Origin of the sequence: Arthrobacter citreus (assembly GCF_038405225.1) — a bacterium.
GTDB classification, from domain to species: Bacteria; Actinomycetota; Actinomycetes; order Actinomycetales; family Micrococcaceae; genus Arthrobacter_B; species Arthrobacter_B citreus_A.
This window is the reverse complement of sequence record NZ_CP151657.1, coordinates 1,609,277-1,631,954: the sequence shown is the minus strand read 5'-3', so window position 1 is coordinate 1,631,954 and position 22,678 is coordinate 1,609,277. Positions and strand designations below refer to the sequence as shown.

Genomic DNA, 22,678 nt, shown 5'->3' with positions numbered 1-22,678 from the left:
GTGTCCGTCAGGCCGGAACGATGGGGGGAAGCTGGTATGTTCCGTCGACGATCTCGGAGTCGCCGCCGTACGCGCGGATGATGACGGTATAAGGTCCTTCCGGTGATGGAAGCCAGTTCGGTACTGCCGTCTCTGCCGGACGTGTGTGCCGCACCTCGAGGGTTAGTGACCCGTCGTCGTCGTAGATTAATCCCGGAGTCCGGTCTCCGATCGAGTAGCGGTCCAGTTCGTTGGCGGACAGCAGACGCTCGGGCAGGGTGTAAAGAGTTGCTGACCAGAAGAACCGTGCTTTGGGAAGCGTGTCCGAAGTGAAGGTGATCGTGTAGTCGGTCGCTCCGGTGATGCGGTTGCCGGCTGCGTCGACAAGCCAGCCGCCGTAACATGCGATGGCCGGCGGCAGCCCGTAGAGGCCCTTCTTGGCGCCGACGTTGCGCCGGTCGTAGCCGCCTGCCATCTCTTCACGGGTGCCGAACATGCCGGTTGAGTTGCTGGCAGCGCCTGCAACCTGATCCAGATGGGCCTTCCCCTCAGCAAGTCCCTGGGTGAAGGCTCCGCGGGTGGCGTCGTCGAGCTTTAGCGTGCGGAACCGCCCGCTGCCGTCCAACCCGATGGACGCGAGCCGTTCCCGCACCTCGCGGTCCTCGTCCAGCACCGGGGCGAATCCCAGCAGCATGTCCAGATAGTCATAGAAACCCAGCCCTGTTGCTGACTCTTCGTTCCACTCCGGCCAGTCGGCGGGTTCAACGGCCGGCGGGGCGGTGCCGGCGTAGTCGTGCCACGGCCGAACATCGTAGGAGTGTTGGATCTCCCGCAGGGCCGCTAGGTCACCGTCGGTGAAAGCGGTCCGCCCCAGGCATCCGACGACGCCGGTCGAAGCATGGATGACCCCATCAAATCCCTCGGGTGTGCCGCCGGACCAGGACGGCCCCGCCAGCAGATAACGGCCGGGCCCCGTGCCGGTGGTTGCCGAACTGACATAGCCGGCATAAACGGTGTACAGGTCATGGAACGGCAGGATGTAGAAGCGCTCAATCGCCGGAACGGTGACCACCCACGGCTCCGCCCGCAGGTCGAACCAGCCCCAGGAATACGGCGTGTCATTGTTGGGCGTGACAATGTCGGTGTTTGCAGGCGTGAACGGCTCTGAGTAGTGGCGGAACAGTCCGAAACCACCGACCGAGCGCGGATCCTCAAGATCCACGGCCTGCTCGTACAGAGTGCGGTAGTTCTCTACCATGGCGTAACCGAAGGTGTAGGCCTCGGCAGCGATTGCGCGTACAGCAGCGATGTCATTGTTCGGCATACGTTCAGTATCCGAGCACTCCTATCGGGCCCGATAGGAGTGCTCGAGGAAATGCACGGCCCAAACCTGATTATCCTGCGGCGGGCCGGGGGCGGCTAGCGCGTTGACGCCACGAAGAGCTGGGCCGGCCCGGTGATTGTGGCCGTAACCGGTTCCCCGGCGTACAGGATTTTTGCTTCGGGCTCCATGTCCGCGGTGACCTCATTGACGGTGATGGCGGCAGGCTCCATCGCGGCCAGCACAACGCTGAACGGCCCCACCCGTACGGGTTGGGGATCATCGCCCACGACCACACGCCGCAGATCCAGATCGTCACTCCAGAGCGGAATCCGCTGCTCGCCGTTGCCGACATCGAGCACGGGCAGGGGGCAGGGCTGGGGCTGTCCGGCGGACGTTAGCCGCTGCAGTTCGCAGAGATCCACGCACCCCTTGGTCAAACCGGCATGCAGCGCATTATCGGAGATGCCCATAACCACCACGGCCTGGCCGGACAAATAGGTGTGCATGCAGCCCGGGGGTATCACTGCAGCATGGCCGGGATCGAGCTGGATCAGCTTCATGCAGACGGCCAGCAGGATACCCCGGTCGTGGGGGAACTGCTGCTGCAGGCGCCGTACTACGGTCAGGGCTTCGGCCGCCGGTCCTTCGAGGGGCTGGACCCGGTCCACGGCGTCGGCCGTTTCCCGCAGCGCAGCGGCCAATTCGGAGGACGACATGCGCAGTATCGAGTGAATGGCGGTCTCATGGCGGAAGGAAAGGTAGGAACGCAGCCAGGGCAGTTCCAGTCCCGAAGCAATGGCTTGAAGTTCCTCATTAGTCCGCTCCCCGGCAAGCACACGCAGAGGCGTGAGGGCTACAGCGACCTCACACTTTGGGTTGCGGTCCTTGTAATTGCGGTTTCCGGCGCCCATCGGCAGACCCCGGGCCTGTTCCCGGACGAATCCGGTCAGAGCCTGTTCCCAGCGTGGATGCAGCATGATCGGCGGCGGAACATCGGCGTCCAAGACCTTCAGACGGAAGGGAAACGGCGAGCCCGCCCCGGACGGCGTTGGCGGGACTGCCAGCGGCTGTTCCCCGGCAAACCGCTCCAGTGTTTGCCGATAGGTCGCGGGGTCCCAATCAATGAGCAGGCCGCGCGAGGGCAGTGGTGCTCTGTTGGAGGGTGCTACGGACCTTGAGAACTCGGAACCAGTACGCACGAGGGGCACTTAACATCACCAAGTGGAACAGAAATGGATCTATTGGATCGTCCGGAGGGGCCAACGGCCACACAACCGAATCATTTAATTATAGGCATTCCCACCACAGAGCGAGTGCGGATCCAAGGGCAGACACCGGTGATTTTCTGCGCAGGGCTGTGAGACGGACAAAGCTCCGTGTGGTGGCGGCGGCTCCAGGAAGAGGCCGGCTTCATTTCCGGCTACCCGTCTGTTGCCGTTGCCTTTGCCCGACGCCGCGCGCCGTACCTTCCGGCCGGCAGCACGACCAGGCCCGCTGCACAAATCACCCCAATCCATTCCCCGGTGGCGACGCTCACCGACAAACCGAGAATGAGCACCACCAAACTGAAGGCCAGCGGCAGAACGATGGAAGGAGCGGAATTCCGGTTAGCCTGTTGAGTCACCATAAATTATGCCTATGCGTGATTCCGCAGGTCACGAGTTTCGATTGGAGAACTAAATTATTCAGGATCGGGGGAAGTTTCTTGGCCCGCTCTGTCTTGTTGCCGTGGTGCTCGGTGCTGCAGCAGGCGGCCTGGCTGGAGCAGCGGTGAGTGTCATCTCGGAATTTCAGGCGCATTTTGACCCGGAGTTGGTGGGTTGGGGATCGGGATCCTCGTGGCTGAGCGCCGCCGTCATCGCTGGCGTCATTGGAGCTGTCGTCGGATTCGGGGCCGGTCTTGTGAGCTTCCTTGGGGCAGCCACAGGGCTGCTGCTTCTGGCGGGAAAGCCGCACCGCGGGCGGCCGGGGCTGTCTGTCGGCGCAGCAGCCGGGCTGGGGGCGGGAATGTCGGCTACCCTCGCAGCCTTCCTGCTGCTTCCCCACCTGGGGTCGAACCTGGCAGTTCTTCTTATTGGGGTCGGGTTTGTCCTCGTGTGCGGTACATCGGCTGCATTCCTGGCCACCTATATCAGCGGGTATGTAAACCGCAGAACGCGGTTCGATCAATCATCCAGTTGACTCGCTGCCGGTGCCGAATAGGCTGACCTGATGGAAACTGAAAGGGAGCCGGGATATCTCGGAATGTCCAAAACCTGGTTTTACCGCGCACTTATTGCCGGCATGATCGTCGGTCCAATATTTGCAGGTGCAGCCCAGCAGTGGTGGGTTACGACTATCACTATTCTTGTTGCTGTTGCTGTTGGCAGCGTCTGGTCTGGTCTGTGGCGCCGACACGAGCGGCGTACCGCCAAAGGACCGCTGGAATAACGGCACGCGGAAAGTGCCTAGGATGTCGGCCTGTCCGGCAACCGGGCAAGGCGGCTTTCGTAGACAGCGTTGCGGTCCTTGTGGCTGATACCGACCTGCAGCACAGGGGCAAGCGCAATGTGCGCATACAGTTCGATCTCAGTGTCCCGCACCAACCAGACAGCGGAACGATTGTCGTGCAGGGACAGCCGTTCATCGAGCGGGAGCCCGAACAGCCGAATGAGGCCGGTCCTGATGCCGTCATATCCTGCCTTGACGGCTGCGACGACATCCCGTTCATTCTCGTAGGCGAAGAAGTTGAGACTAAAAAGGGATCCGTCCGTAGCGATCCAGGACGCGTTCTTCGTGGTGATGCGGCGGGTTACGAAGGATCCGCGCGTGACTCCCAGCAGTACGTCGTCGTCGTTGTGATCATCCGCTGGCTTGAGCTCGCACCCAAGGTGCTCAAAGTAGGTGCAGAACTGGTTGCTCATCGACGGCCAAGGCTCCGCCAAGACCGCCGAAAGGAACTCCACGATGGCGCGCGGATGTGGGTCGAGGGACTGAAGGTGTTCCGGAGGAGTGTTCACGGCGCTTGAACCAGCCCGGCGACACGCAGGGCGGTTTCCCGGGGAGTGTCGGTGCCTGTGATGACCAGGTCGGTGGCGAGCGCGTGCATTCCCGGATCATCGAGCCACTCCGCCAGGAAGTCGTGCCCCGAACTGACCCAATCCGTCCCCTTCGTGGTCAGGGACCGCCGTCTGAGCTCGGCCAGGTCACCTGCCCGCTCGCCCTTGGGCAGCAACAGAACCACGGTTGGGACCTTGGCCGCGGCTGCCTGTACGTCCGCAAAACAGGCAGCGTCGGTGTAGGAGGAATGCCCGGCACCCAACGCCAGCACAGCGTCCGGATAGTCTTCCACCGCTCTGCGCACGGCATGGGCGCGTGCGGGTTCCCACTCCCGTTCGGCCGCCACCCGTCCCACCTCATCTGAGCGCCGCACCAGCCGGTCGATACTCCAATCAACCTCGGCATAGTAATCAGCACCAATCTCATCCAGATCCACAAAGGGAATACCCAAGAGGTCCGCGGTTAGGGTGCCGATGGTCGATTTTCCAGCTGCCGCCGGGCCAATGAGTAAAAGAGCAGGTGACGGAGACATGTTTTGATCCTGCCTCATATTCTCGTCCAATGCTCTCTTGACTGGAATCATGGCCGAATGACTACTCTCGAATTTCGAGCCTTGCCCGCGGGGGAGGTGGAGCTGCACGACGCGCGGCGCGGACTCCGCCGGTGCCTGGAGCTCGAACCGTTCGAGATTGGCGTTGTTCCGATCACCCAGGCCGGCTACGCGCAGGTTATGGGCGCGGGCGGTTCAGCTGCCCGTTTGCCCGCGGTCAATCTGAGCTGGCTGGAGGCGGTCATGTTCTGTAACGCCGCGTCGGTTCGGGACGGGCTTCCGCCCGTCTACCTGGTAAACAAGGAAAGCGTGACGTGGCAGACCGAAGCCGGCGGGTACCGGCTGCCCACGGAGGCAGAGTGGGAGTATGCCTGCCGGGCAGGGACGAGGGGTCCACAGTACGGACCCCTCGAACACATCGCGTGGACAGCCGATGATGCGCTGGAAGGGCCTCAGGCAGTCGGGTTGAAACTGCCCAACGCCTTTGGCCTGCATGACACGCTGGGGAACGTCTGGGAGTGGTGCTGGGATTTCCTCGACCCGGCCCGCTATGGTAGCTACCGGGTTTTCCGGGGAGGCGGATTCGCCGATAAACCGTGGAGCGTCCGTGCATCCACCCGCCGCGGCGGCGCCCCCGGAATGAAGCATCCGGACGTCGGTCTCCGGGTGGCCAAAGGGGAGTTCTCCACGGGCCAAGCGGCACAAGGCTGGTCAGCGCAGGCAGACGCCGAGCGGGGAGCATTCAAGGGACCCTTGCCGTCCGGCTGGACGCCCCTCTCTACGTACGAGCCTGAGTGATTCTCCGCGATCGGCAGGAAAATCATGTGCCCGAGTATGCCATCAGCCGTGCCACGGGCTCCGGAAAACGGGAACCAACAACGACGGCGGCGGCGCGAGTCGTGTCCCCGGCCAGCGGTTTCGGGGCAGGCAGGTATCCGCAGCACGGCGCCGCCGATACGCTCGAAAGGTAGGTCAGCGCGAGAACTCCTGCTTCTGGAGGTAAGCCCCATGCCCGCCCACCCCATGGACTCCGGTTCAAAAAATGACTCCGGTTCCAACACAGATGCGGGATCCAACACCCGCCGAGTCCGCCGCGCCAAGGAGCATCATCCCTATTATTCGCCCCGGCTGTGGCTGCTGCCGCTGCTGGTGCTTCTGCTCTTGGGCGGAACCGGCACCGCGCTCTACATCGGCGGGCTGGGCAGCCCCGGCACGCACCTCAACCACTTTCCGATAGCCGTCGTGAATGAGGACACCGGCGCCGAATCGCCCGGCGGAGGCGGCCGGGAAGACCTCGGTGCCACCATCACTGACCAAATGCGGGAGGGGTTCTCCCGGAATGACGAGATTGACCTGAGGCAACTGTCCTGGGATGACGCCCAGGAGCAGATGCGCAAAGGGCAGATCCACGCCGCCGTCGTCATCCCTGAGTCCTTTTCCGCGGACGCGCTGGCGCTGGTAAGCGGAACACTGTCGGAGGCCCCGGTGTCCCGGCCCTCCGTTACCGTGTACACCAATCCTTTGGCCGGCCCGCTGGCCAGCAGCCTGGCGACGGGCGCCGTCAACCCGGCGCTGGATCAGGCCAACAAGAGCGTGGGGGAGCAGCTGACGTCCGCGGCGCAAACCGCCCAGACCGCAGCACAGGCCCAGCTGGACAGGCAGCTCCGGACAGCGGGTGCCGAGCTGCCCACGCAGCTCGAGCAACAGCTGGCCCCGAAGCTGACCGGTACGTCCGCCGATCTGTTGAGCAGTCCCCTCCAGGTCACCACCACCGCCTACGAAACACCGCCGGAAGGGACGGCGCTGGGCATGGGTGCGTTCTTCTACTCGGTGCTGCTGATGATCGTGGGAGTTGCCGGTTCCGTGGCCATTCACTTTTTGGTGGACTCCCGGCTGGGAGTGCTGCCCATCGAATTGGGACCGCGCTTTGTCCTGGGTCCGCCGGTGCGTCCGGCCCGCTGGGTCACCTTTTTCACCAAGTGGGGAATCGTTGCCCTCGCAGCCCTGCCCACGGCCGGGCTGATGATGTGGGTGGCCGCCGCCGTCGGCATGCCCATCCCACACGGGGGCTGGTACTTCCTCACCACCTGGCTGTCCATTGTCACAGTGTCGGCCGTAGCGTTCGCGCTGATCACGGTGCTGGGCAGCGCCGGAATGATTGTGTCCATGATCTACATCGTGTTCATGGGCCTGCCCGCGGCCAGCGGCGTGGTGCCGCTGGAGGCGCTGCCCGGGTTCTTCCGTTTTATTGCCCGCGGCGAACCGTTGTACCAAATGACCATGGCGAACCGGGCGGTGCTGTACTTCGACGCCGATGCCAGCGCTGGAGTGCAAAGCGGGATCATCGGAATGCTGATCCTCATCATCATCGCAGTCCTTGTGGCAATGATCTTTGCGGTCCTCTACGAGCGGGCTTTCGGCCCGCGGAAAGCGCAGCTGGCCGCAGGGTCCGGCGCTGCATCACCATCCGCCGCTGCGGCACCATCCACCTCTGCGGCAGCCGGCCCGGCGCCCCGGCACGCGGGCACCTGATCTGACCCGGAGTTCCGGGGAGAAGAACAATCGAAAAGGAGCAATTCCATGAAGGCCTGGCAGTTCACCGGCACCAACAATCCGCTGCAGCTCAAGGAGGTCCCCGAGCCGCACGCCGGCCCCGGGCAGGTGGTCGTCGAGGTCAAGGCCGCAGGCGTGTGCCACTCCGATGTCACCGCGCTGGACGATCCCGGCTGGATGCCGCTTTTCTTCGAGCTTCCGCGCACCATGGGCCACGAGAATGCCGGCGTGATCACCGAGGTGGGCGAGGGGATGGAGCACTGGAAGGTGGGCGACCGGGTGGGGCTTGCACCCGTGATGAGCGACGGCGACGCCCTCGGCTACGGCAAATGGGACGGAGGGTTTGGCCCCAAGCTGCTGGCCACCGATGACAACCTGGTGCGCCTGCCGGACGAGGTGCCCTTTGACCTCGCGGCCATGGCCACCGACGCCGGGCTTACCGCGTACCACGCGATTATGGCCGTGGGCGGCGCCAAAGAGGGGATGAAGGTGGGGGTGATCGGCCTCGGCGGGCTGGGCTACATCGGTGCCCGGGTTGCCGTGCTGGCCGGCGCCGAGGTGTACGGCGCTGAAATCAATTCCGAGACCCGCAAGCTTGCCGACGAAATCGGCCTGGCGGGCGTGGCCGAATCCATCACCGAGTTCAAGGACAAGAACCTGGACCTGATTGTGGACTATGCCGGTTTTGGCACCACCACGGCGGCCGGCGTGGAGACCCTGGCCGAATTCGGCACACTGGTGCAGGTGGGCATGGGCCGGTTGGAGGCCACGATCAACACGTACCCGATCATCATCAACCAGCTATCCATCAAGGGTTCCAAATCCGGCACCAAGGAGGACCTCGAGGCGCTGTATGAGCTGATGAAGTCCGGCAAGCTTAACCCGCCCATGAACGTCATCACCCAGGCGGAGATCCCGGAGGCCATCGACAAGCTGCGGGCAGGCGGCGTCGTCGGGCGCTTTATCGCCATCTATTAAGTGCTCCGGGGAGCGGACGGCTCGCGTTCGGCGGTCAGCCGGCGGCTGTGGAGGAGGACGACGACGCCGGTCTGGCCCGCAGATGCGCACGCTCACCCTGCGGGCCAAACAGGGCGATGAACTCGACGGCGTTCAAATCGGCGGTGCCCATCCAATGCGGCAGGCGGGTGTTGAACTCCGCGGCTTCTCCCGGTTTCAGGACCAGTTCCTGCTCACCCAGGATCAGCCGGAGTTTGCCGCTGAGGACGTAGAGCCATTCGTAGCCCTCATGGGTGCGGGGGTCCGGCACTGAAGGTTTGCGCTGTGCCGGCAGGATGTACTTGAAGGCGCTGATGCCACCGGCCTTTTCGGTGAGCGGAATGATGACTGCTCCGTGGCGTTTGATGGGCTGCATGTGCACGCGCGGATCCCCGGTCGCCGGCCCGCCCACCAGCTCGTCGATCGTCACGCCGTAGGTTCTGGCCAGCGGCAGCAGCAGCTCCAACGTGGGCCGGCGTTGCCCGGATTCCAGCCGGGACAGCGTGCTGACGGAAATGCCGGTGGCGGCCGAGAGCGCCGCCAATGTGGTGTTGCGGTCCGACCGCAGGGTGCGGAGCCGGGAGCCCACTCCGCGGAGCGTGTCGTTTTCGTCTGTACTCATGACTCGAGTTTGCCATACCAGCAAGAAACATTGCTGCTTTGCTGCGCTCGGATCGAAACTGGCAGGACAGCCGGAGGAGGTCTCCGGCAGCACGAATCCTGGAGGAATCATGTCAGCGAACGAAAATCCAAGCACGTCAGGGGCGGCAGAATACGACGTCGTTGTCATCGGCGGTGCAGCAGCCGGTCTCAGCGGGGCACTGGCACTGGTCCGGGCGCGCCGGTCCGTGGCGGTGGTTGACGCCGGAGACCCGCGTAATGCGCCGGCGGCGCACGTGCACAACTACCTGGGGCGCGAAGGCGCGGCGCCGGGTGAACTCTACAAGGTTGGCCGAGGCGAGGTGGCCGGATACGGCGGCACCCTGATTGCAGGTGAGGTTTCCACCGTGACCCGGAATCCCGATGGCCGGTTTGATGTGCGGCTGGATGACGGGCGCCTGCTGCGGGCGCGCCGGGTGCTGGCGTCTTCCGGAGCCCGCGATGTGCTGCCGGACGTCGCCGGGCTGGCGGAGCACTGGGGTACCGGCGTGCTGCACTGCCCGTACTGCCACGGCTGGGAAGTGCAGGACCAGGCCATCGGCATCCTGGCCACGGACCTTGGGGCGTCCGTCCACCAGGCGCTGCTGTGGCGGCAGTGGAGTGACGACGTCGTCCTGTTCCTGAACGGGTGCGGCGAGCCGGATCATGATCAGGCCGGGCAGCTGGCCGCCCGGGGCATTCGGGTGGTCAATGGCAAGGTGGCGGCAGTGGAGGGCGGTCCCCAGCTGTCCGGAGTCCGGCTGGACTCCGGGGAGCTGGTGCCGCGGCAGGCGGTGGTGGTGTTCTCGCGCCTTAGCGCGCGGGCCGGCTATCTGGCGGATTTGGGCATCACGCCCGAGGAACAGTTCATGGGAGATCTGTCCATCGGCACCGCTGTGGCTGCCGATCCGATGGGCGCCACCACTGTCCCCGGGGTCTACGCCGCCGGAAACCTGGTTATGCCCATGATGCAGGTGATCGGCGCGGCCGCAGCCGGGCTGGCCGCCGGAGCTGCCATCAACGGTGATTTGATGGCCGAGGACACCGCCGCGGCCGTGGCAGCGGTCCGAAAATAGGGGCGCCGCCGGGTGACGGCGCCGGCTACAGGAGGTACAGCGGGGACGGCTGCGTGAGGAAGTCGCCCGGGTGCGTCACGGGGGCCGAGAGCATGCCGGCGCAGGAGTCGATAAGGAAGTAGCCGACGCCGGCCCAGTTGGCGGTTTCCGTGCCGTCCGCCACTCTTGCCTCATACTCTCCGCAGACCCCCAGCACCATGCCGCCGAGGATCCAGGACCGGCCGTGAAGCACCGTGGCGGGCATGTCCCCGAGGGTGGCTTGGACGCGCCGGATCAGGTCCTCGGTCACCGGGCTGGCTGTGGCGCTCTGGGCCAGGGTTCCGTGCACGGAGGGCACCGAGCGGATTTGGGACAGGAACCGTGCGCGCCAGCTGGGAACCGGCAGCGATGCAAGATGCTCGGTCCAGGGCAGGATCAGGCAGGCCAGCAGATCCGTCAGTGAGGCATCGGTCCCCAGGGTTTCGGCCAGCTCCGACCGGCGCCGGTTCGTCTCATCGACGTGGCGCGTGACCAGTGCGCGGAGCAGGTCCTCGCGCCCGCCAAAGTGGTAGGCGACGGCGGAGTGATTGGCCGTGCCGGCGTGCTCGGCAATCCTCCGGTTAGAAACGGCATCAATGCCGTGGCGGGCAAAGAGCTCCTCTGCGGCGTCGAGCAGGACGCTCCGTGCATGATCCCCGTGCTGACCCATGTGTTGTGCTTTCAGTCGATGGTTGCCTCGATTAACCAAATTTACGCCACATGGCGTAATTTTGACGAGTCGGTCCCACAGGCCGCGCACTCGGCCGTCCGGCCGGTGCGTTCCTCGCATCACCATCGAACCACAGCACAGGAGCACGAGTTTGAGTCACAATTCCCCCACGTCCACCGACTATCCGCCGGGCGACGCTCCGGCGGACCAGGGCGGGGAGCCGGCCGCAACTGGCAGCGATCTGGCCGCTGCCGCCGAAGCTGCCGCGCTGAAGCGGGCCAAGGCAGAGAAGATTGGCCGCTATGTCGCCATGTTCCTCATGCCGCTGCTCATGGTCTCCATGCTGGTGGGCGGGTACCTGGCGGCCATGCATGCGCCGACCCCGCACAACATGCCGATCGCCGTTGCCGGAAACGCCCAGCAGGCCTCCGGATTTGCCGAGTCCTTCGAGGCCGCGGACCGGGACGCCGTTGACGTCCGCGTGGTCGGGACCGCTGCGGAAGCCCGCCAGCTGGTGCTGGACCGCGAGGTTGCCGGAGCTGTTTCACTGGCAGACGGCACCGCCACTTTGTACACGGCGGGAGCCGCCGGCGCATCACAGTCCGGCGCGGTGACCGCACTGGTGGCCCCGCAGGTGCTCGCACAGGGCCTAACCCTGCAGCCGGAGGACCTTGCCCCGCTGCCGGACAATGACGCGGCCGGGTTGGGCGCCATGTTCATGACCACCGCGCTGATGCTCGCCGGCTACATGCCGCTGAGCCTGATCCTGTCCAACTCCCCGGAACTGATGCGGTTCCGGCGGTTTGTTCCGCTGCTGGTCGGCTGGTCGGTGCTGATCGCAGCACTGGTCTGGACCGTCGTCGGGCCCGTCATGGGAGTGGTCCAGGGGCACACCGCCGCGGTGCTGGGCATTTGCGCTCTGGCGGTTTTCGCCGTCGGCAGCGTCCAGCTGCTCCTGACCCGCATCTTCGGACCGATGGCCGTTCTGGTGGGCATGCTGTTCCTGATGGTGCTGGGCGTTCCGGCCTCCAACATGAGCATCTCGGTGCATACGATGCCCGGGATCTACGCGTGGCTGCACAGCTTCCTGCCCGCGGCCGCCACCGGCGAGTCGCTGCGGTCGGTGCTCTTCTTTGACGGAAACGGTGTTGGCGGGCACCTGCTCGTGCTGGCCATCGGTGCCGCGGCGGCGCTCTTGCTCACCCTGGGCCTTGACGCCCTGAAGCGGCACCGCAAGCCCGACGCCGCCCCGCTGGCCATCAACGTGGCCTCGCTTCACGGCGGGCCGCGGCCCAAGCGCCGCCGCTGGCGGTACGCCGCGCTGGCCGGTTTCCCGCTGGCCATGGTTACGATGATGCTCTCGTTCATGCTGGGTGCGATGTACCAGCCGGCTCCGCGCGACATGCCTGTCGCCGTGGTCGGCACCACGGTTGAGCAGGCAGAGCAGGCAGTGGACGGGCTTGAGGAGAACATGTCCGGACTCTTCGATCTGCGGGCGATGGACTCCGCAGATGAGGCACGGGAGGATGTTCGCGACCGTACGGTTGTTGCCGCCTTCGTGCTGCCGTCCGCCGGGAATCCCACGGCAGTTCTGATCAGCAATGAAGCCGCCGGCATGAGTCAGCAGCAGGTGGTGAACTCGGTGTTCGGCCAGGTTGCCGGCGGGCAGCAGGTGGAACTGACGGCTGAGGATGTTGCCCCGCTGCGCGACGACGACTCCATGGGCATGGCCACCATGTACCTGGCCATGGGGTGGATTATGGCCGGCTTCATGATCATTGTGGTGGGTTCCACCGCAGCTCCGGCCAGCCGTCCGCTGCGCAGGCTGATCCCGATTGTTGCCGCCTGGGCCGTCGGCATCTCGGCCTTCCTCTGGGTGATTGCCGATGTGTTTGTCGGTGCCATCGACGGGCATTTCTGGCCACTCCTCGGCGTCGGCGCGGTCGCGGTGTTCTGTGTGGCCATGTTCACCGCGGTCTTTGAGCGGTTTATGGGCATGCTGGCCATCCTGCCGGTGATTGGCCTCCTGATGTTCCTGGGCGTCCCGGCTTCCGGTGCCGCGATGTCCATCTACATGGAACCGGAGATCTTCCGCTTCCTGCACGAAGTCCTGCCGATGCCCGCGGCCGTGGAATCCATCCGTTCCATTCTGTACTTCGGCGGCGACACCGTTGGATCGCATCTGCTGACCCTGGGCATTTGGGGTGCGCTGTCGCTGGCGCTCCTGGTCATCATTGACCGGGTGAAGCCTCCGCGCACCGAGCCGCATCCGGTGGACGAGCCTGCCGCCGGGCCCGCGGTTGAGGCCGCCGGGAAAGCGGCTGTTTCGGTCTAGCCGGGACAATTCCTCACCGGCGTGCCGGTGACGGGGTATTAAGACGACGAAGGGCCGCTGCTTGCGCAGCGGCCCTTCGCCTTTCTGGGGATTCCGGGAAGCCTCCGGTGGTCTCAAATCGAAAGCTCCCCGGGGCTGCGCACCCGGGTCTCCCTGAGTGCACGGCCATGCGGCGGGTGTCTCTAGTTCCCGCCAGGATGACACTCTGCCCGGGCCGGATGCGGTTAATGCTCAAGGTTGGCGCAGGATTGGCGCAATAATGCCGGTGTATGCGAGCTGGACCCCGCCCAGGCCGTATTAACTGTGTGAACGGAGACACGGCGTCACAAGTAGCGGATGGGCAGCTGCAGTGCCAGCATGTGGGGATGTCCTCCCACCCTGCCACCACAGCTCCCAAAAGCCCCCGACCGGCCGAGGAGCGCAGCGCCCGCGTTGCCGTTACCGTCTTTCCCCTGCTGATCCTCACCGGGGGAGCAGTGGCGCTGTTTTTCCCGGAGCCGTTCACCGCAGCCGGATTATCCGCCTACGTCAATCCGGGCCTGATGCTGATCATGTTCGGCATGGGCCTGACCCTGACGATGCCGGACTTCGCCCTGGTGATCCGACAGCCGCTGCCCGTGCTGCTCGGCGTCATCGCGCAGTACATGATCATGCCGCTTATCGGCGTCGCTGTGGCCTGGGCGTTGCAGCTCAGCCCCGAGCTCGCCGCCGGCGTCATCCTGGTGGGCTGTGCACCGGGCGGAACGGCCTCCAACGTGGTCACCTACCTGGCGCGGGGAAACCTGGCGCTCTCCGTGGCCATGACCTCGGTGTCCACCCTTCTCTCGCCCATCCTCACGCCGCTGCTGGCGCTGTGGCTCGCCAACCGCTACATGTCAGTGGACGCAGGCGCCATGGCCCTGTCCATCGTCCAGATTGTGCTGATTCCCGTGGTGCTGGGGCTGGTGGTCCGCTATCTGGTCCCGAAACTGGTGGACCGTGTGCTGCCGGTGCTGCCGTGGGTTTCGGTTCTTGCCATCACCTTTGTGGTCATCGCCGTGGTGTCGGGAAGCGCGGAGGCCATCTTTACCGCCGGCTGGTTGATCCTGCTGGCCGTGGTGCTGCACAACGGCCTTGGGCTGGGGCTGGGGTACGGCGCGGCCAAACTGTTCCGGCAGCCCATTCCCGCACGGCGCACCATGGCCATTGAAGTGGGCATGCAAAACTCGGGACTGGCGGCCGGTTTGGCGAAGGACTATTTCACGCCGGAGGCGGCCCTGCCCGCCGCGGTATTCTCGGTGTGGCACAACGTCTCCGGCGCCCTGATGGCAGCCTTCTGGCGCCGCCGGCCCACGAGCTAGGCGAGCCACCGGCAGTCACGGACGCTAGGATTGTGGCCGATGCCGGCCAGAGGGCAGGCCTGCGGTCACTGGGGGGATCAGCTTCATGGTGAACATTTTCGACGACGACAGTCTAAAGGCGCTGCGCCGCGAAAAGCGTGCGATGCGGATCAAACTCATGGTATTTCCGTTGGTGATGTTTATTTCGGCAGGTGCCATGGCATGGTTGATTTATTGGGTGAATCTTACTGCCGGGTCATCGGGCCCGCCGGACACCGATCTTGATACTGTCGCACTGGGCTTTATCCGATGGGCAGGAAGTACTTCCTCCAATTTTCGAGATGATTATCAACCCGGAGCTTTGTTGGTTGCCCTTGCAGCCCTGTCGATTGCACTTTTCTTGGCACTCAGTGCGGTGCCGGCACCCCTTGAGGAAAATGACACGACAACTAACCGCGCGGCGAGAATGGCGTTGGACGACTTTTCCATGGTGGTGGCAGGCCTCTCGGCGCTGCTCGCATGGTTGTCGCTGCTGAGTATTGACCTTCGGCTGTTGGCAAGTCTTCCCGATGCGATTATCGCTGCTGGCACCGGAATACTCTGCTCGGCCATAATGCCGTTGCACAGGGTGCGAGCGGACGTCTACCGTCTGACGCTCTTCGAGGCTAGACAGCAACTGGTGGTTTTTGAAGCTGCGTTGAGAATAGTGAAAGGCCGACAAACAAGTCTCAGTAAATTCTCCGAGCACCGGCCGAAGGCTTCCTACTCTCTGTGGTGTGCGGGCGCTGGCATATTAGCGGTTGTCTTCGCGGTCGTCTGTATCCGAACCGGCTCCCTGGTCCACCTTGAGTGGAATACCGCGCTGTATTTGCTGCTGTGGATCATCGCTGCCATGTGGGCATTTGTAACAAATGAGATGTGTCTTGCCACCGGGGAGTTCTTCAGGAAGAGACAATACGTGTCTGCGTTCTTTTACGCGTTCTTTTATTTATTTTTTGCGGTAGTGATGTTTCTTATCACCTGTTTTATATTGACGTCAATGTTGGATTTTGCTGTGGCTTCGTTGGTGACATTTTGTGGATTGGCCGTTCCTGTCTGCTTGTTGGCCTATGATCCCCGACCCAGCGGACCGCGGCTTTTAGCGGGCGTCAAAATTCGCCGTATCGAATCAGTGATTGAGCGGTTCAAGGGAACCATCTCCAATTCGGAGCGCCTGCTTGCCGAAGCCTCGGCCTAATACGCGGGCCGTGATCCATCCGGGGTTAGCCGGGAGGTTCCGTTCGCGGAACCTCTCCGCTAGCGTGAGGGCTTCTCAGGCCATCGAGGAAAGCGGACCGCCGTGGTTTCCAAGACGATTGTCATTACCGGCGCAAGCGACGGGATTGGTGCGGCTGCGGCCCGGCGGCTGGCCAGGGACGGTCACCAGGTTCTGGTGGTGGGCCGCTCACCGGAGCGGACCGCCGCCGTGGCAGCCGACACGGGCGGGCACTACATCCTGGCCGACTTCGCAGACCTGAACAGCGTCCGGAATCTCGCCGCGGAAATCCTGCAGCGCTTTCCCCGCATAGATGTGCTGGCCAACAACGCCGGAGCCATCTTCGGCAGGGAACGGCAGGTCACCGCGGACGGGCATGAGATGACCTTTCAAGTGAACTACCTCGCCCCTTTCCTGCTGACCCGGCTGTTGACGGACCGGCTGCTGGAATCCCGGGGAACGGTCATCAGCACCTCCAGTTCCGCAAACCTGATGGCGCGCGTGGACCTGGATGACCTGGAACAGGAAAAGAAGTACAAGCCCTTCCGCGCCTATGCAACCACCAAACTCGAGCAGATCCTCTTCACCGGGGAATTTGACCGGCGCTACCGCTCGCACGGAGCCACCGCCACGGCCTTTCACCCGGGGTTCGTGGGCTCCAGCTTTCTGAACGGGCAGGGACCGCTGCTGCGCGCTGCCTTCCGATCGCCCCTGCGCCGGGTGGTTCCGACACCGGAGACCGGCTCCCGGACACTCGTGTACCTCGCCGAGGGAACTCCCGGAGAGGACTATGAAACGGGCAGGTACTACCGGCGGAACAAGGTGGCCCGCCCCAACCGGCAGGCCGGTGACGGAGTGCTCACCCTGCAGCTGTGGAACCGGAGCGTGGCGATGCTGGAGCGCTGAGCCCCCTGCTTCAGTGCCATCTATAGTATGACCTGCACCACAGTGGCCGTTCACTGCAATGGTCGGCCACCCGACCGACCTGCAGGAGCAGAAATGACCGCTGTCAGTCTCGAAGAATCACGTGTGCTTGATCCCGCCGGCCCCTGCCGTGTTCACCTTCGCGGCGGTGGTGTCTCGGTGCTCCTTGACCTGTCCGACCATCAGTTGCCCTCCATTGTGCACTGGTGCGGTGAACTGCCCGAACTTGGCTCGGAGGAGGCCGCGGTGCTGGCCCTCGCCGCTGTTCCGCACCCCTCGGCCAACAGCTTGGATGTTCCGGTCCGGCCGGACATGCTCGGTTCGCTCCACACCGGTTGGACCGGGCGGCCGGGGCTGGCGGGCGACCGGAACGGCGTCGCCTGGACGCCACAGTTCCACGTCACGCAGGTGGAACTCGCTTCCGCTGCGGGAGAGGCCGCCGAAACTGATGGTTCCTTGACCAGCGCAGGCCCGGCCACTCTGACCGTGACGGCCGTGGACACCGGTTCCGGGCTGGATCTGGTCATTGAGCTTGAGCTTGCCGCATCGGGACTGCTCCGTACGCGGGCACGGCTGACCAACAGGGCTGAGGGGGACTATCGGGTGCAGGAACTGGGGGTAATCCTGCCCCTGCCGTCCCACGCACGGGAAATCCTAGATTTTGCCGGACACTGGGGTGCGGAACGGGCTCCTCAGCGCGGCCCGCTGCCGGTGGGCATCCACCTGCGAGAAGGACGCCGGGGGCGCACGGGCGCCGACGCCGTCTACGTCCTTTCAGCGGGTGAACCCGGCTTCGGCTTCGCGGACGGACAGGTCTGGGGGCTCCACGTGGGCTTCTCAGGCAACCACCGCGCCTGGGCGGAGCGGCTGTCCAACGGGCTCCAGGTGCTGGGCGGCTCCGAACTGCTCCTGCCCGGAGAGGTGATGCTCGGTGCCGGGGAAAGCTACTCCACTCCCTGGCTGTACGGAGTGTGGGGCAAAGGGCTTGATGACCAGGCCGCCCGGCTGCACGCCTGGCTCCGGGCCCGGCCGAAGCATCCTTCGCGTCCGCGGCCGGTCACGCTCAACGTGTGGGAAGCCGTCTACTTTGACCACCGGCTGGACCGGCTCACGGAGCTGGCTGACCGCGCAGCGGAAGCCGGCGTCGAGCGTTTTGTGCTCGACGACGGCTGGTTCGGGTCCCGGCGGAACGATAACTCCGGGCTGGGGGACTGGGTGGTGTCCGCTGACGTGTGGCCGGAGGGCCTGGATCCGCTGATCAGCCATGTGCATTCCCTCGGGATGGAGTTCGGCCTGTGGTTCGAACCCGAAATGGTCAACCCGGATTCCGATGTGGCCCGCGCCCACCCGGAATGGATCATGGCTCCTGCCGGTCGGCTTCCCGTGTCCTCCCGGCGCCAGCAGGTCCTCAACATCGGCATGCCCGGCGCCTACGGGCACGTGCGGGACCAGATGGTGGCTCTGCTGGAGCGCTACCCGATTGCGTGCATCAAGTGGGACCATAACCGGGACCTGATCGAAGCCGGCACCCAACCGGACGGCCGGCCGGGCGTGCACGCGCAGACGCTGGCCGCATACCGGCTCATGGCTGAGCTGAAGGAACGGTTTCCGGGCCTGGAGATCGAGTCCTGTTCATCAGGCGGATCCCGTGTTGACCTGGGCGTGCTGGAGCACACGGACCGGGTCTGGACCTCTGACAGCATCGATCCGCTGGACAGGCAGCGGATGCACCGCTGGACGCAGCAGCTGATTCCGCCGGAGCTGATGGGATCCCACATTGCTTCGCTGCGCTCGCATACCACCGGCCGCATGCACTCGCTCCACTTCCGGGCCGGAACGGCGGTGTGGGGGCATCTGGGCATCGAGTGGGACTTGACCGAGGCAACCCGGGAGGATGCCCTGGAACTGGCGGATTGGGTGCAGTTCTACAAGGAGCACCGTGCGCTGCTGCACGGCGGCCGCATGATCCGCCTTGATTCATTCGACCCCTCGCTGCAGATTCACGGCGTCGTGGATGCCTCGGAATCACGGGCCCTGTTCGCCGTCGTCCGCACCGCAGTTTCCGACATTGAACCGCTGGGCCGGTTCACGCTCCGCGGCCTGGACCCGAAACGCTCCTACCGGCTGCGGGACGTGACCCCCGGCCCAACCCCGCAGGGTTTCCGCCCGCCGCCCTGGTGGCCGGACGGCGACGGCGCCGTCCTGACCGGCCGGGCCCTCGAGGCAGTGGGTGTGCACGTGCCCGGGCTGCTTCCGGATGAGCTGCGGATCCTCCGGCTGGACGCGCTTTCTCCGGACCCGGTCCAGGGCTGAGATGCAAGCTGAGGCGCACGCTGAGGCGCATCCAGGGGCGCCGATGCGGCGGCCCTGGGTGTTCGGCGCTGGAGGAGCAGCTAGCTGGACGCCAACCGGCGGGCGGAGTTTTCGTCCAGGATCAAATCGGTCACCAGGCCCGCCCGCAGCGCGCCCAGCAGGCTGGCGGTTTTCGCCTCACCAGCCACCACGCAAATCCGCCGCGGCACCAGGCGCAGCACGTCCAGGTCCGGGCCGGTGCTGCGGTCATTGAGGCCAATGCCGTCCCAGGTGCCGTCAGCGCGGTAGAACATGGTGGCGACGTCGCCCACCACCTCCTCAGCCATCAGATCGTCCAGGTCCTCCTCGTCCAGGTAGGCGCCGTTGTACACGTGGCTGGGCACGCCGGCCTCCATGGAGCCCACTCCGAAGATGGCGGTGTTCATCCGCGCCTGCAGGTCCAGCACGCGCTTCACCGGCCGCTCGCGCCACATCGCCTCTTTGGTTTCCTTGTGGTCGAAAAAGGCCGGCACCGGAAACTGCACCACGCGCGCACCATAGGCGTGGCCGAACCGCTGCAGGATCTCGCTGGCGTAGGTGATGCCGGAGGTCCGGAAGTTGCCGGCCCCGTTCATCTGCACGATTGTGCTGTCGTGCGTGTTTTTCACCGAGAGATGCTGGCTGACTGCGGTCAGGGTGGAGCCCCAGGCAACACCCACGATCGCGTCGGAATCAATCAGCGGATTAATCAGGTGCGCCGCCTGAACGGCAACCCGCTGCAGGATCTGCGCGGGGGATACCCCCTCGGCAACCGGAACCACTTTCGCGTGAATGCCGAACCGCGAACTGATCTCCTTCTCCAGCGCCGGCGCCCGGTCCGCAGCACTCTGGATCTTGATCTCCACCAGCCCCGTGGCACGCGCATGGGACAACAGACGGGAGACCGTGGAGCGGGAGATCCGCAGCTCACGGGCGATCGCTTCCATGGTCAGGTTCTGCAGGTAATACATCTGCGCGGCACGGAGAGCATCCCTGGTCCGGGTTTCCGGCTCCGCCCGAACCTCTACCACGCCGGACTGCTTCGAGGGCCGCGAACTGACACCTTTGTTCACATTTGCTCCGCTGATACCGCTGTGTTGCTCATGTATCCATTATGCCAGCGTGCACGTTTGTGCATCGGCTCGATCCAAAGGGCTCACGGCTTCGAACATTGGAGGAATGGCAAAGCCGCCACAGAAGCGTTTGGAGAGAGTCGTGGACAATTCCGTGAACCCCGCACAGGGAAAAACCGCCGCCCGCCCGGTGGTTCAGCAGCTGAAGGACCGCCCCCGGGCCTCGGTGCTGATCGTTGGCGGCGGCATTAACGGCGTAGGTACCTTCCGGGACCTGTCGCTGCAGGGCGTGGACGTTGTCCTCGTCGAGCGTGGAGACTACTGCCAGGGCGCCTCGGGCGCCTCCTCCCACATGATCCACGGTGGCATCCGCTACCTGGAGAACGGCGAGTTCCGCCTGGTGCACGAGTCCGTCGTCGAGCGCAACGCGCTGCTCCGACTGGCTCCGCACTACGTGAAGCCGCTGCAGACCACCATCCCGATCACCAGCACCTTCTCGGGCATCACCGCGGCCCCGCTGCGCTTCCTGACGCACAAGCAGGGCAAGCACACCGAACGCGGCGCAGTGCTCATCAAGGCCGGCCTGCTGATGTACGACTTCTTCTCCCGCGGCGGCCGTGTGGCTCCGCGCCACAACTTCGTCGGCAAGAAGAAGTCCCTGCAGGAACTGCCCAAGCTGCGCTCCGACGTCAAGTACACCGCCACGTACTTTGACGCCTCGGTGCACAACCCCGAGCGCCTGACCCTGGATGTGCTGCGAGACGGCCTCGAGGCCAACAAGCAGTCCCGCGCCAGCAACTACGTTTCCGCTGTGGGAACCACCGACGCCGGCACCATGCTGCGCGACGAACTGACCGGCGAGGAATTCCTGTTCGAGGCCGACGTCGTCATCAACGCCACCGGCGCCTGGGTTGACGAGACCAACGACTCCTTCGGCAAGCGCACGTCCTTCATGGGCGGCACCAAGGGCTCGCACATCGTCCTGGACCACCCGGAGCTGCTCGAGGCCTGCGCCGGCCGCGAGCTGTTCTTCGAACACACCGACGGCCGCATCGTCCTCATCTACCCGATGGGTGACCGCGTGCTGGTGGGCACCACGGACATCGACGCCGACATCAACGAGGCATCGGTCTGCACCGATGAGGAGATCGAGTACTTCTTCGAACTCGTCGCCCACGTGTTCCCGACCATCGACGTGCGCCGCGACCACATCGTCTACACGTTCTCCGGCGTCCGCCCGCTGCCCAAGCACGATGACACGCAGCCGGGCTTCGTTTCCCGCGACTACCGGATCGAAAAGCGCAACGACCGCCGCGGCGGCAAGAACGTCACCACCCTGTCTCTCGTGGGCGGCAAGTGGACCACGTTCCGCGCCCTGTCCGAGAACCTCGCCTCCGAGGCCATGACCGCACTGGGCATGCCGCGGAAGACGACGACGTCGGAGCTTCAGATCGGCGGCGGCAAGGACTTCCCGAGCACCGAGGCAGAGGAACGCCTGTGGATCAACCGCACCGCCAACGAGGTTGCCGACCGCGACCGCGTCCGCGTGCTGCTGACCCGCTACGGCACCCGCGCCACCGACGTGTTGGCGTTCCTGGCCCAGGGTGGAGACCAGCTGCTGGCCTCCACCAACGAGATCAGCACCCGTGAACTGACCTACATGGTCGAGAACGAGCAGATCACCCGTCTGGCCGACGTCCTGATCCGCCGCACGTCGCTGGCTTTCCGCGGCTTGGTCACCGAAGCCATGCTTAACGAGATGGCGGAACTGCTGGCACCGCAGCTCGGCTGGGATGAGGCGGAAACCCGCCGCCAGGTCGAGTCCGCACGTGACCTGCTGGTCACCATGCACGGCATGAAGATCCCCGCTGCGGTCTAGGCAGCAGCGGTAATCTCAGAACAGCTAGGGAAGGGCCGGTCGGAGCGCAAGCTTCGGCCGGCCCTTTCTTGCATGCGGTGATGCCCCAATCACTCCTAGGCAAGCGCCCGGAACGGCGGCCACAAACCGTCCAGCTGCACGCCGGCGTCGTCCTCGGATATGCCCAGGGCCAGCGAAATTTCGGTCAGCAACGGCTTGCGCGCCTGCCGCAGCATGTCCCGTTCAGCCTGTGAGAGTCCGGCTCCGGCATTTCTGAGCATGAGATTGCGGACGACGGCGGCGATCACCAGCGGATCTCCGGTGGCGAGTTTTTCGGTGTTGTCCTTGAACCGCCTGGACCATTGGGCGTCCTCCTGCTCGGCGGGCGCTCTCAAAACCTGAAAAAGCGCCTCCAAGCCGGCTGGGTCCAGCACCGGCCGCAGGCCGACGCGTTCGATCTGGTCCACAGGGACCCAAACCATCAGGTGCGAGGACTGCACCTCAAGGACAACGCATTCCCTTTTCAGGCGCGGATGGATCTGGAACGAGTCGACGACGGCGGGGCCATGATGGGGATGGACCAGAATCTGGCCCTTGGAAAGTGGCATGCGCTACCTCCGACCACACGATATCCGCAGGACGGTTCGGACCGAACGGTCATCGTCTGCGGGTTTTGGTGAACTTCCATTTTACTCTGCCGGTGACTCAGGTCATCGGTGCGGGGCCTCCCGGCCCGGGG

21 protein-coding genes are annotated in these 22,678 nt (G+C 64.8%); 12 read left to right on the top strand and 9 right to left on the bottom strand.

Going from position 1 to position 22,678, the window contains the following annotated elements; all coding sequences use genetic code 11:
- Nucleotides 1-7: 7 nt before the first annotated feature.
- The 3 genes from AAE021_RS07505 to AAE021_RS07495 form a co-directional block, all read right to left on the bottom strand.
- On the bottom strand, nt 8-1,303 hold the full coding sequence (locus AAE021_RS07505) for a DUF1254 domain-containing protein (RefSeq protein WP_342024990.1): 1,296 nt from the start codon (nt 1,301-1,303) through the stop codon (nt 8-10).
- A gap of 95 nt (nt 1,304-1,398) precedes the next feature.
- On the bottom strand, nt 1,399-2,307 hold the full coding sequence (locus AAE021_RS07500) for a hypothetical protein (RefSeq protein ID WP_342024989.1): 909 nt from the start codon (nt 2,305-2,307) through the stop codon (nt 1,399-1,401).
- Nucleotides 2,308-2,723: 416 nt separating this feature from the next.
- Complete coding sequence (locus tag AAE021_RS07495; RefSeq protein WP_342024988.1) at nt 2,724-2,930, bottom strand: hypothetical protein; 207 nt, start codon at nt 2,928-2,930, stop codon at nt 2,724-2,726.
- Nucleotides 2,931-3,073: 143 nt separating this feature from the next.
- Between AAE021_RS07495 and AAE021_RS07490 the strand changes: the two genes are divergently transcribed.
- Entirely contained in the window at nt 3,074-3,484 is a 411-nt protein-coding gene (locus AAE021_RS07490) for a hypothetical protein (RefSeq protein ID WP_342024987.1), read from the top strand.
- Between the two features lie 30 nt (nt 3,485-3,514).
- Nucleotides 3,515-3,733 carry a hypothetical protein gene (locus tag AAE021_RS07485; RefSeq protein WP_152218478.1) on the top strand — a complete coding sequence of 73 codons (219 nt, stop codon included), beginning with the start codon at nt 3,515-3,517 and terminating at the stop codon, nt 3,731-3,733.
- Nucleotides 3,734-3,750: 17 nt separating this feature from the next.
- On the opposite strand, the gene AAE021_RS07480 is transcribed toward AAE021_RS07485, so the two are convergent.
- Entirely contained in the window at nt 3,751-4,302 is a 552-nt protein-coding gene (locus AAE021_RS07480; RefSeq protein WP_342024986.1) for a hypothetical protein, read from the bottom strand.
- The gene (locus tag AAE021_RS07475; protein ID WP_342024985.1) at nt 4,299-4,874 is read right to left on the bottom strand and encodes a shikimate kinase; all 576 of its coding nucleotides are present in this window, start codon (nt 4,872-4,874) and stop codon (nt 4,299-4,301) included. The genes AAE021_RS07480 and AAE021_RS07475 overlap by 4 nt, the downstream gene beginning before the upstream one ends.
- A gap of 57 nt (nt 4,875-4,931) precedes the next feature.
- Here AAE021_RS07475 and AAE021_RS07470 point away from each other — a divergent pair, with 57 nt between their 5' ends.
- From AAE021_RS07470 to AAE021_RS07460, 3 genes are all read left to right on the top strand, one after another.
- Complete coding sequence (locus AAE021_RS07470) at nt 4,932-5,690, top strand: formylglycine-generating enzyme family protein (protein ID WP_342024984.1); 759 nt, start codon at nt 4,932-4,934, stop codon at nt 5,688-5,690.
- A 210-nt stretch (nt 5,691-5,900) separates the two neighbouring features.
- Complete coding sequence (locus AAE021_RS07465) at nt 5,901-7,424, top strand: ABC transporter permease (RefSeq protein WP_342024983.1); 1,524 nt, start codon at nt 5,901-5,903, stop codon at nt 7,422-7,424.
- 48 nt (nt 7,425-7,472) lie between these two features.
- A complete protein-coding gene (locus AAE021_RS07460; RefSeq protein ID WP_342024982.1) occupies nt 7,473-8,423 on the top strand; it encodes a zinc-binding dehydrogenase in 951 nt (316 codons plus the stop codon).
- A 34-nt stretch (nt 8,424-8,457) separates the two neighbouring features.
- Here AAE021_RS07460 and AAE021_RS07455 read toward each other — a convergent pair whose 3' ends face one another.
- Nucleotides 8,458-9,063, bottom strand: a complete 606-nt coding sequence (locus AAE021_RS07455; RefSeq protein ID WP_342024981.1) for an XRE family transcriptional regulator — start codon at nt 9,061-9,063, stop codon at nt 8,458-8,460.
- A 109-nt stretch (nt 9,064-9,172) separates the two neighbouring features.
- Between AAE021_RS07455 and AAE021_RS07450 the strand changes: the two genes are divergently transcribed.
- Complete coding sequence (locus tag AAE021_RS07450) at nt 9,173-10,156, top strand: NAD(P)/FAD-dependent oxidoreductase (protein ID WP_342024980.1); 984 nt, start codon at nt 9,173-9,175, stop codon at nt 10,154-10,156.
- A gap of 25 nt (nt 10,157-10,181) precedes the next feature.
- On the opposite strand, the gene AAE021_RS07445 is transcribed toward AAE021_RS07450, so the two are convergent.
- Complete coding sequence (locus tag AAE021_RS07445) at nt 10,182-10,844, bottom strand: helix-turn-helix domain-containing protein (protein ID WP_342024979.1); 663 nt, start codon at nt 10,842-10,844, stop codon at nt 10,182-10,184.
- A gap of 151 nt (nt 10,845-10,995) precedes the next feature.
- On the opposite strand from AAE021_RS07445, the gene AAE021_RS07440 reads away from it, so the two are divergent.
- From AAE021_RS07440 to AAE021_RS07420, 5 genes are all read left to right on the top strand, one after another.
- Nucleotides 10,996-13,179, top strand: a complete 2,184-nt coding sequence (locus AAE021_RS07440; RefSeq protein ID WP_342024978.1) for an ABC transporter permease — start codon at nt 10,996-10,998, stop codon at nt 13,177-13,179.
- Between the two features lie 365 nt (nt 13,180-13,544).
- The gene (locus tag AAE021_RS07435) at nt 13,545-14,519 is read left to right on the top strand and encodes a bile acid:sodium symporter family protein (RefSeq protein ID WP_342024977.1); all 975 of its coding nucleotides are present in this window, start codon (nt 13,545-13,547) and stop codon (nt 14,517-14,519) included.
- A gap of 85 nt (nt 14,520-14,604) precedes the next feature.
- Nucleotides 14,605-15,735 (top strand): hypothetical protein, encoded by a 1,131-nt coding sequence (locus AAE021_RS07430; RefSeq protein ID WP_342024976.1) that lies wholly within the window; start codon nt 14,605-14,607, stop codon nt 15,733-15,735.
- 102 nt (nt 15,736-15,837) lie between these two features.
- On the top strand, nt 15,838-16,659 hold the full coding sequence (locus AAE021_RS07425) for an SDR family NAD(P)-dependent oxidoreductase (protein WP_342024975.1): 822 nt from the start codon (nt 15,838-15,840) through the stop codon (nt 16,657-16,659).
- Nucleotides 16,660-16,752: 93 nt separating this feature from the next.
- The gene (locus AAE021_RS07420; RefSeq protein ID WP_342024974.1) at nt 16,753-18,990 is read left to right on the top strand and encodes an alpha-galactosidase; all 2,238 of its coding nucleotides are present in this window, start codon (nt 16,753-16,755) and stop codon (nt 18,988-18,990) included.
- Nucleotides 18,991-19,070: 80 nt separating this feature from the next.
- On the opposite strand, the gene AAE021_RS07415 is transcribed toward AAE021_RS07420, so the two are convergent.
- Entirely contained in the window at nt 19,071-19,979 is a 909-nt protein-coding gene (locus AAE021_RS07415; RefSeq protein ID WP_342025346.1) for a sugar-binding transcriptional regulator, read from the bottom strand.
- A gap of 208 nt (nt 19,980-20,187) precedes the next feature.
- Here AAE021_RS07415 and AAE021_RS07410 point away from each other — a divergent pair, with 208 nt between their 5' ends.
- Entirely contained in the window at nt 20,188-21,960 is a 1,773-nt protein-coding gene (locus tag AAE021_RS07410) for a glycerol-3-phosphate dehydrogenase/oxidase (protein WP_425362460.1), read from the top strand.
- A gap of 95 nt (nt 21,961-22,055) precedes the next feature.
- Here the strand turns inward: AAE021_RS07410 and AAE021_RS07405 are convergent, their stop codons facing one another.
- Nucleotides 22,056-22,547, bottom strand: coding sequence for a CarD family transcriptional regulator (locus AAE021_RS07405; RefSeq protein WP_342024972.1), 492 nt, complete (start codon nt 22,545-22,547; stop codon nt 22,056-22,058).
- Nucleotides 22,548-22,678: the final 131 nt, after the last annotated feature.

Excerpts from the sequence above, each read along its gene's own strand:
- AAE021_RS07430 (WP_342024976.1), top strand. The coding sequence starts at position 14,605 with ATGGTGAACATTTTCGACGACGACAGTCTAAAGGCGCTGCGCCGCGAA.
- AAE021_RS07475 (WP_342024985.1), bottom strand. The coding sequence starts at position 4,874 with ATGTCTCCGTCACCTGCTCTTTTACTCATTGGCCCGGCGGCAGCTGGA.
- AAE021_RS07435 (WP_342024977.1), top strand. The coding sequence starts at position 13,545 with ATGTCCTCCCACCCTGCCACCACAGCTCCCAAAAGCCCCCGACCGGCC.
- AAE021_RS07465 (WP_342024983.1), top strand. The coding sequence starts at position 5,901 with ATGCCCGCCCACCCCATGGACTCCGGTTCAAAAAATGACTCCGGTTCC.
- AAE021_RS07460 (WP_342024982.1), top strand. The coding sequence starts at position 7,473 with ATGAAGGCCTGGCAGTTCACCGGCACCAACAATCCGCTGCAGCTCAAG.
- AAE021_RS07505 (WP_342024990.1), bottom strand. The coding sequence starts at position 1,303 with ATGCCGAACAATGACATCGCTGCTGTACGCGCAATCGCTGCCGAGGCC.
- AAE021_RS07485 (WP_152218478.1), top strand. The coding sequence starts at position 3,515 with ATGGAAACTGAAAGGGAGCCGGGATATCTCGGAATGTCCAAAACCTGG.
- AAE021_RS07455 (WP_342024981.1), bottom strand. The coding sequence starts at position 9,063 with ATGAGTACAGACGAAAACGACACGCTCCGCGGAGTGGGCTCCCGGCTC.
- AAE021_RS07470 (WP_342024984.1), top strand. The coding sequence starts at position 4,932 with ATGACTACTCTCGAATTTCGAGCCTTGCCCGCGGGGGAGGTGGAGCTG.
- AAE021_RS07450 (WP_342024980.1), top strand. The coding sequence starts at position 9,173 with ATGTCAGCGAACGAAAATCCAAGCACGTCAGGGGCGGCAGAATACGAC.
- AAE021_RS07405 (WP_342024972.1), bottom strand. The coding sequence starts at position 22,547 with ATGCCACTTTCCAAGGGCCAGATTCTGGTCCATCCCCATCATGGCCCC.
- AAE021_RS07445 (WP_342024979.1), bottom strand. The coding sequence starts at position 10,844 with ATGGGTCAGCACGGGGATCATGCACGGAGCGTCCTGCTCGACGCCGCA.
- AAE021_RS07415 (WP_342025346.1), bottom strand. The coding sequence starts at position 19,979 with ATGTATTACCTGCAGAACCTGACCATGGAAGCGATCGCCCGTGAGCTG.
- AAE021_RS07420 (WP_342024974.1), top strand. The coding sequence starts at position 16,753 with ATGACCGCTGTCAGTCTCGAAGAATCACGTGTGCTTGATCCCGCCGGC.
- AAE021_RS07410 (WP_425362460.1), top strand. The coding sequence starts at position 20,188 with ATGGCAAAGCCGCCACAGAAGCGTTTGGAGAGAGTCGTGGACAATTCC.
- AAE021_RS07495 (WP_342024988.1), bottom strand. The coding sequence starts at position 2,930 with ATGGTGACTCAACAGGCTAACCGGAATTCCGCTCCTTCCATCGTTCTG.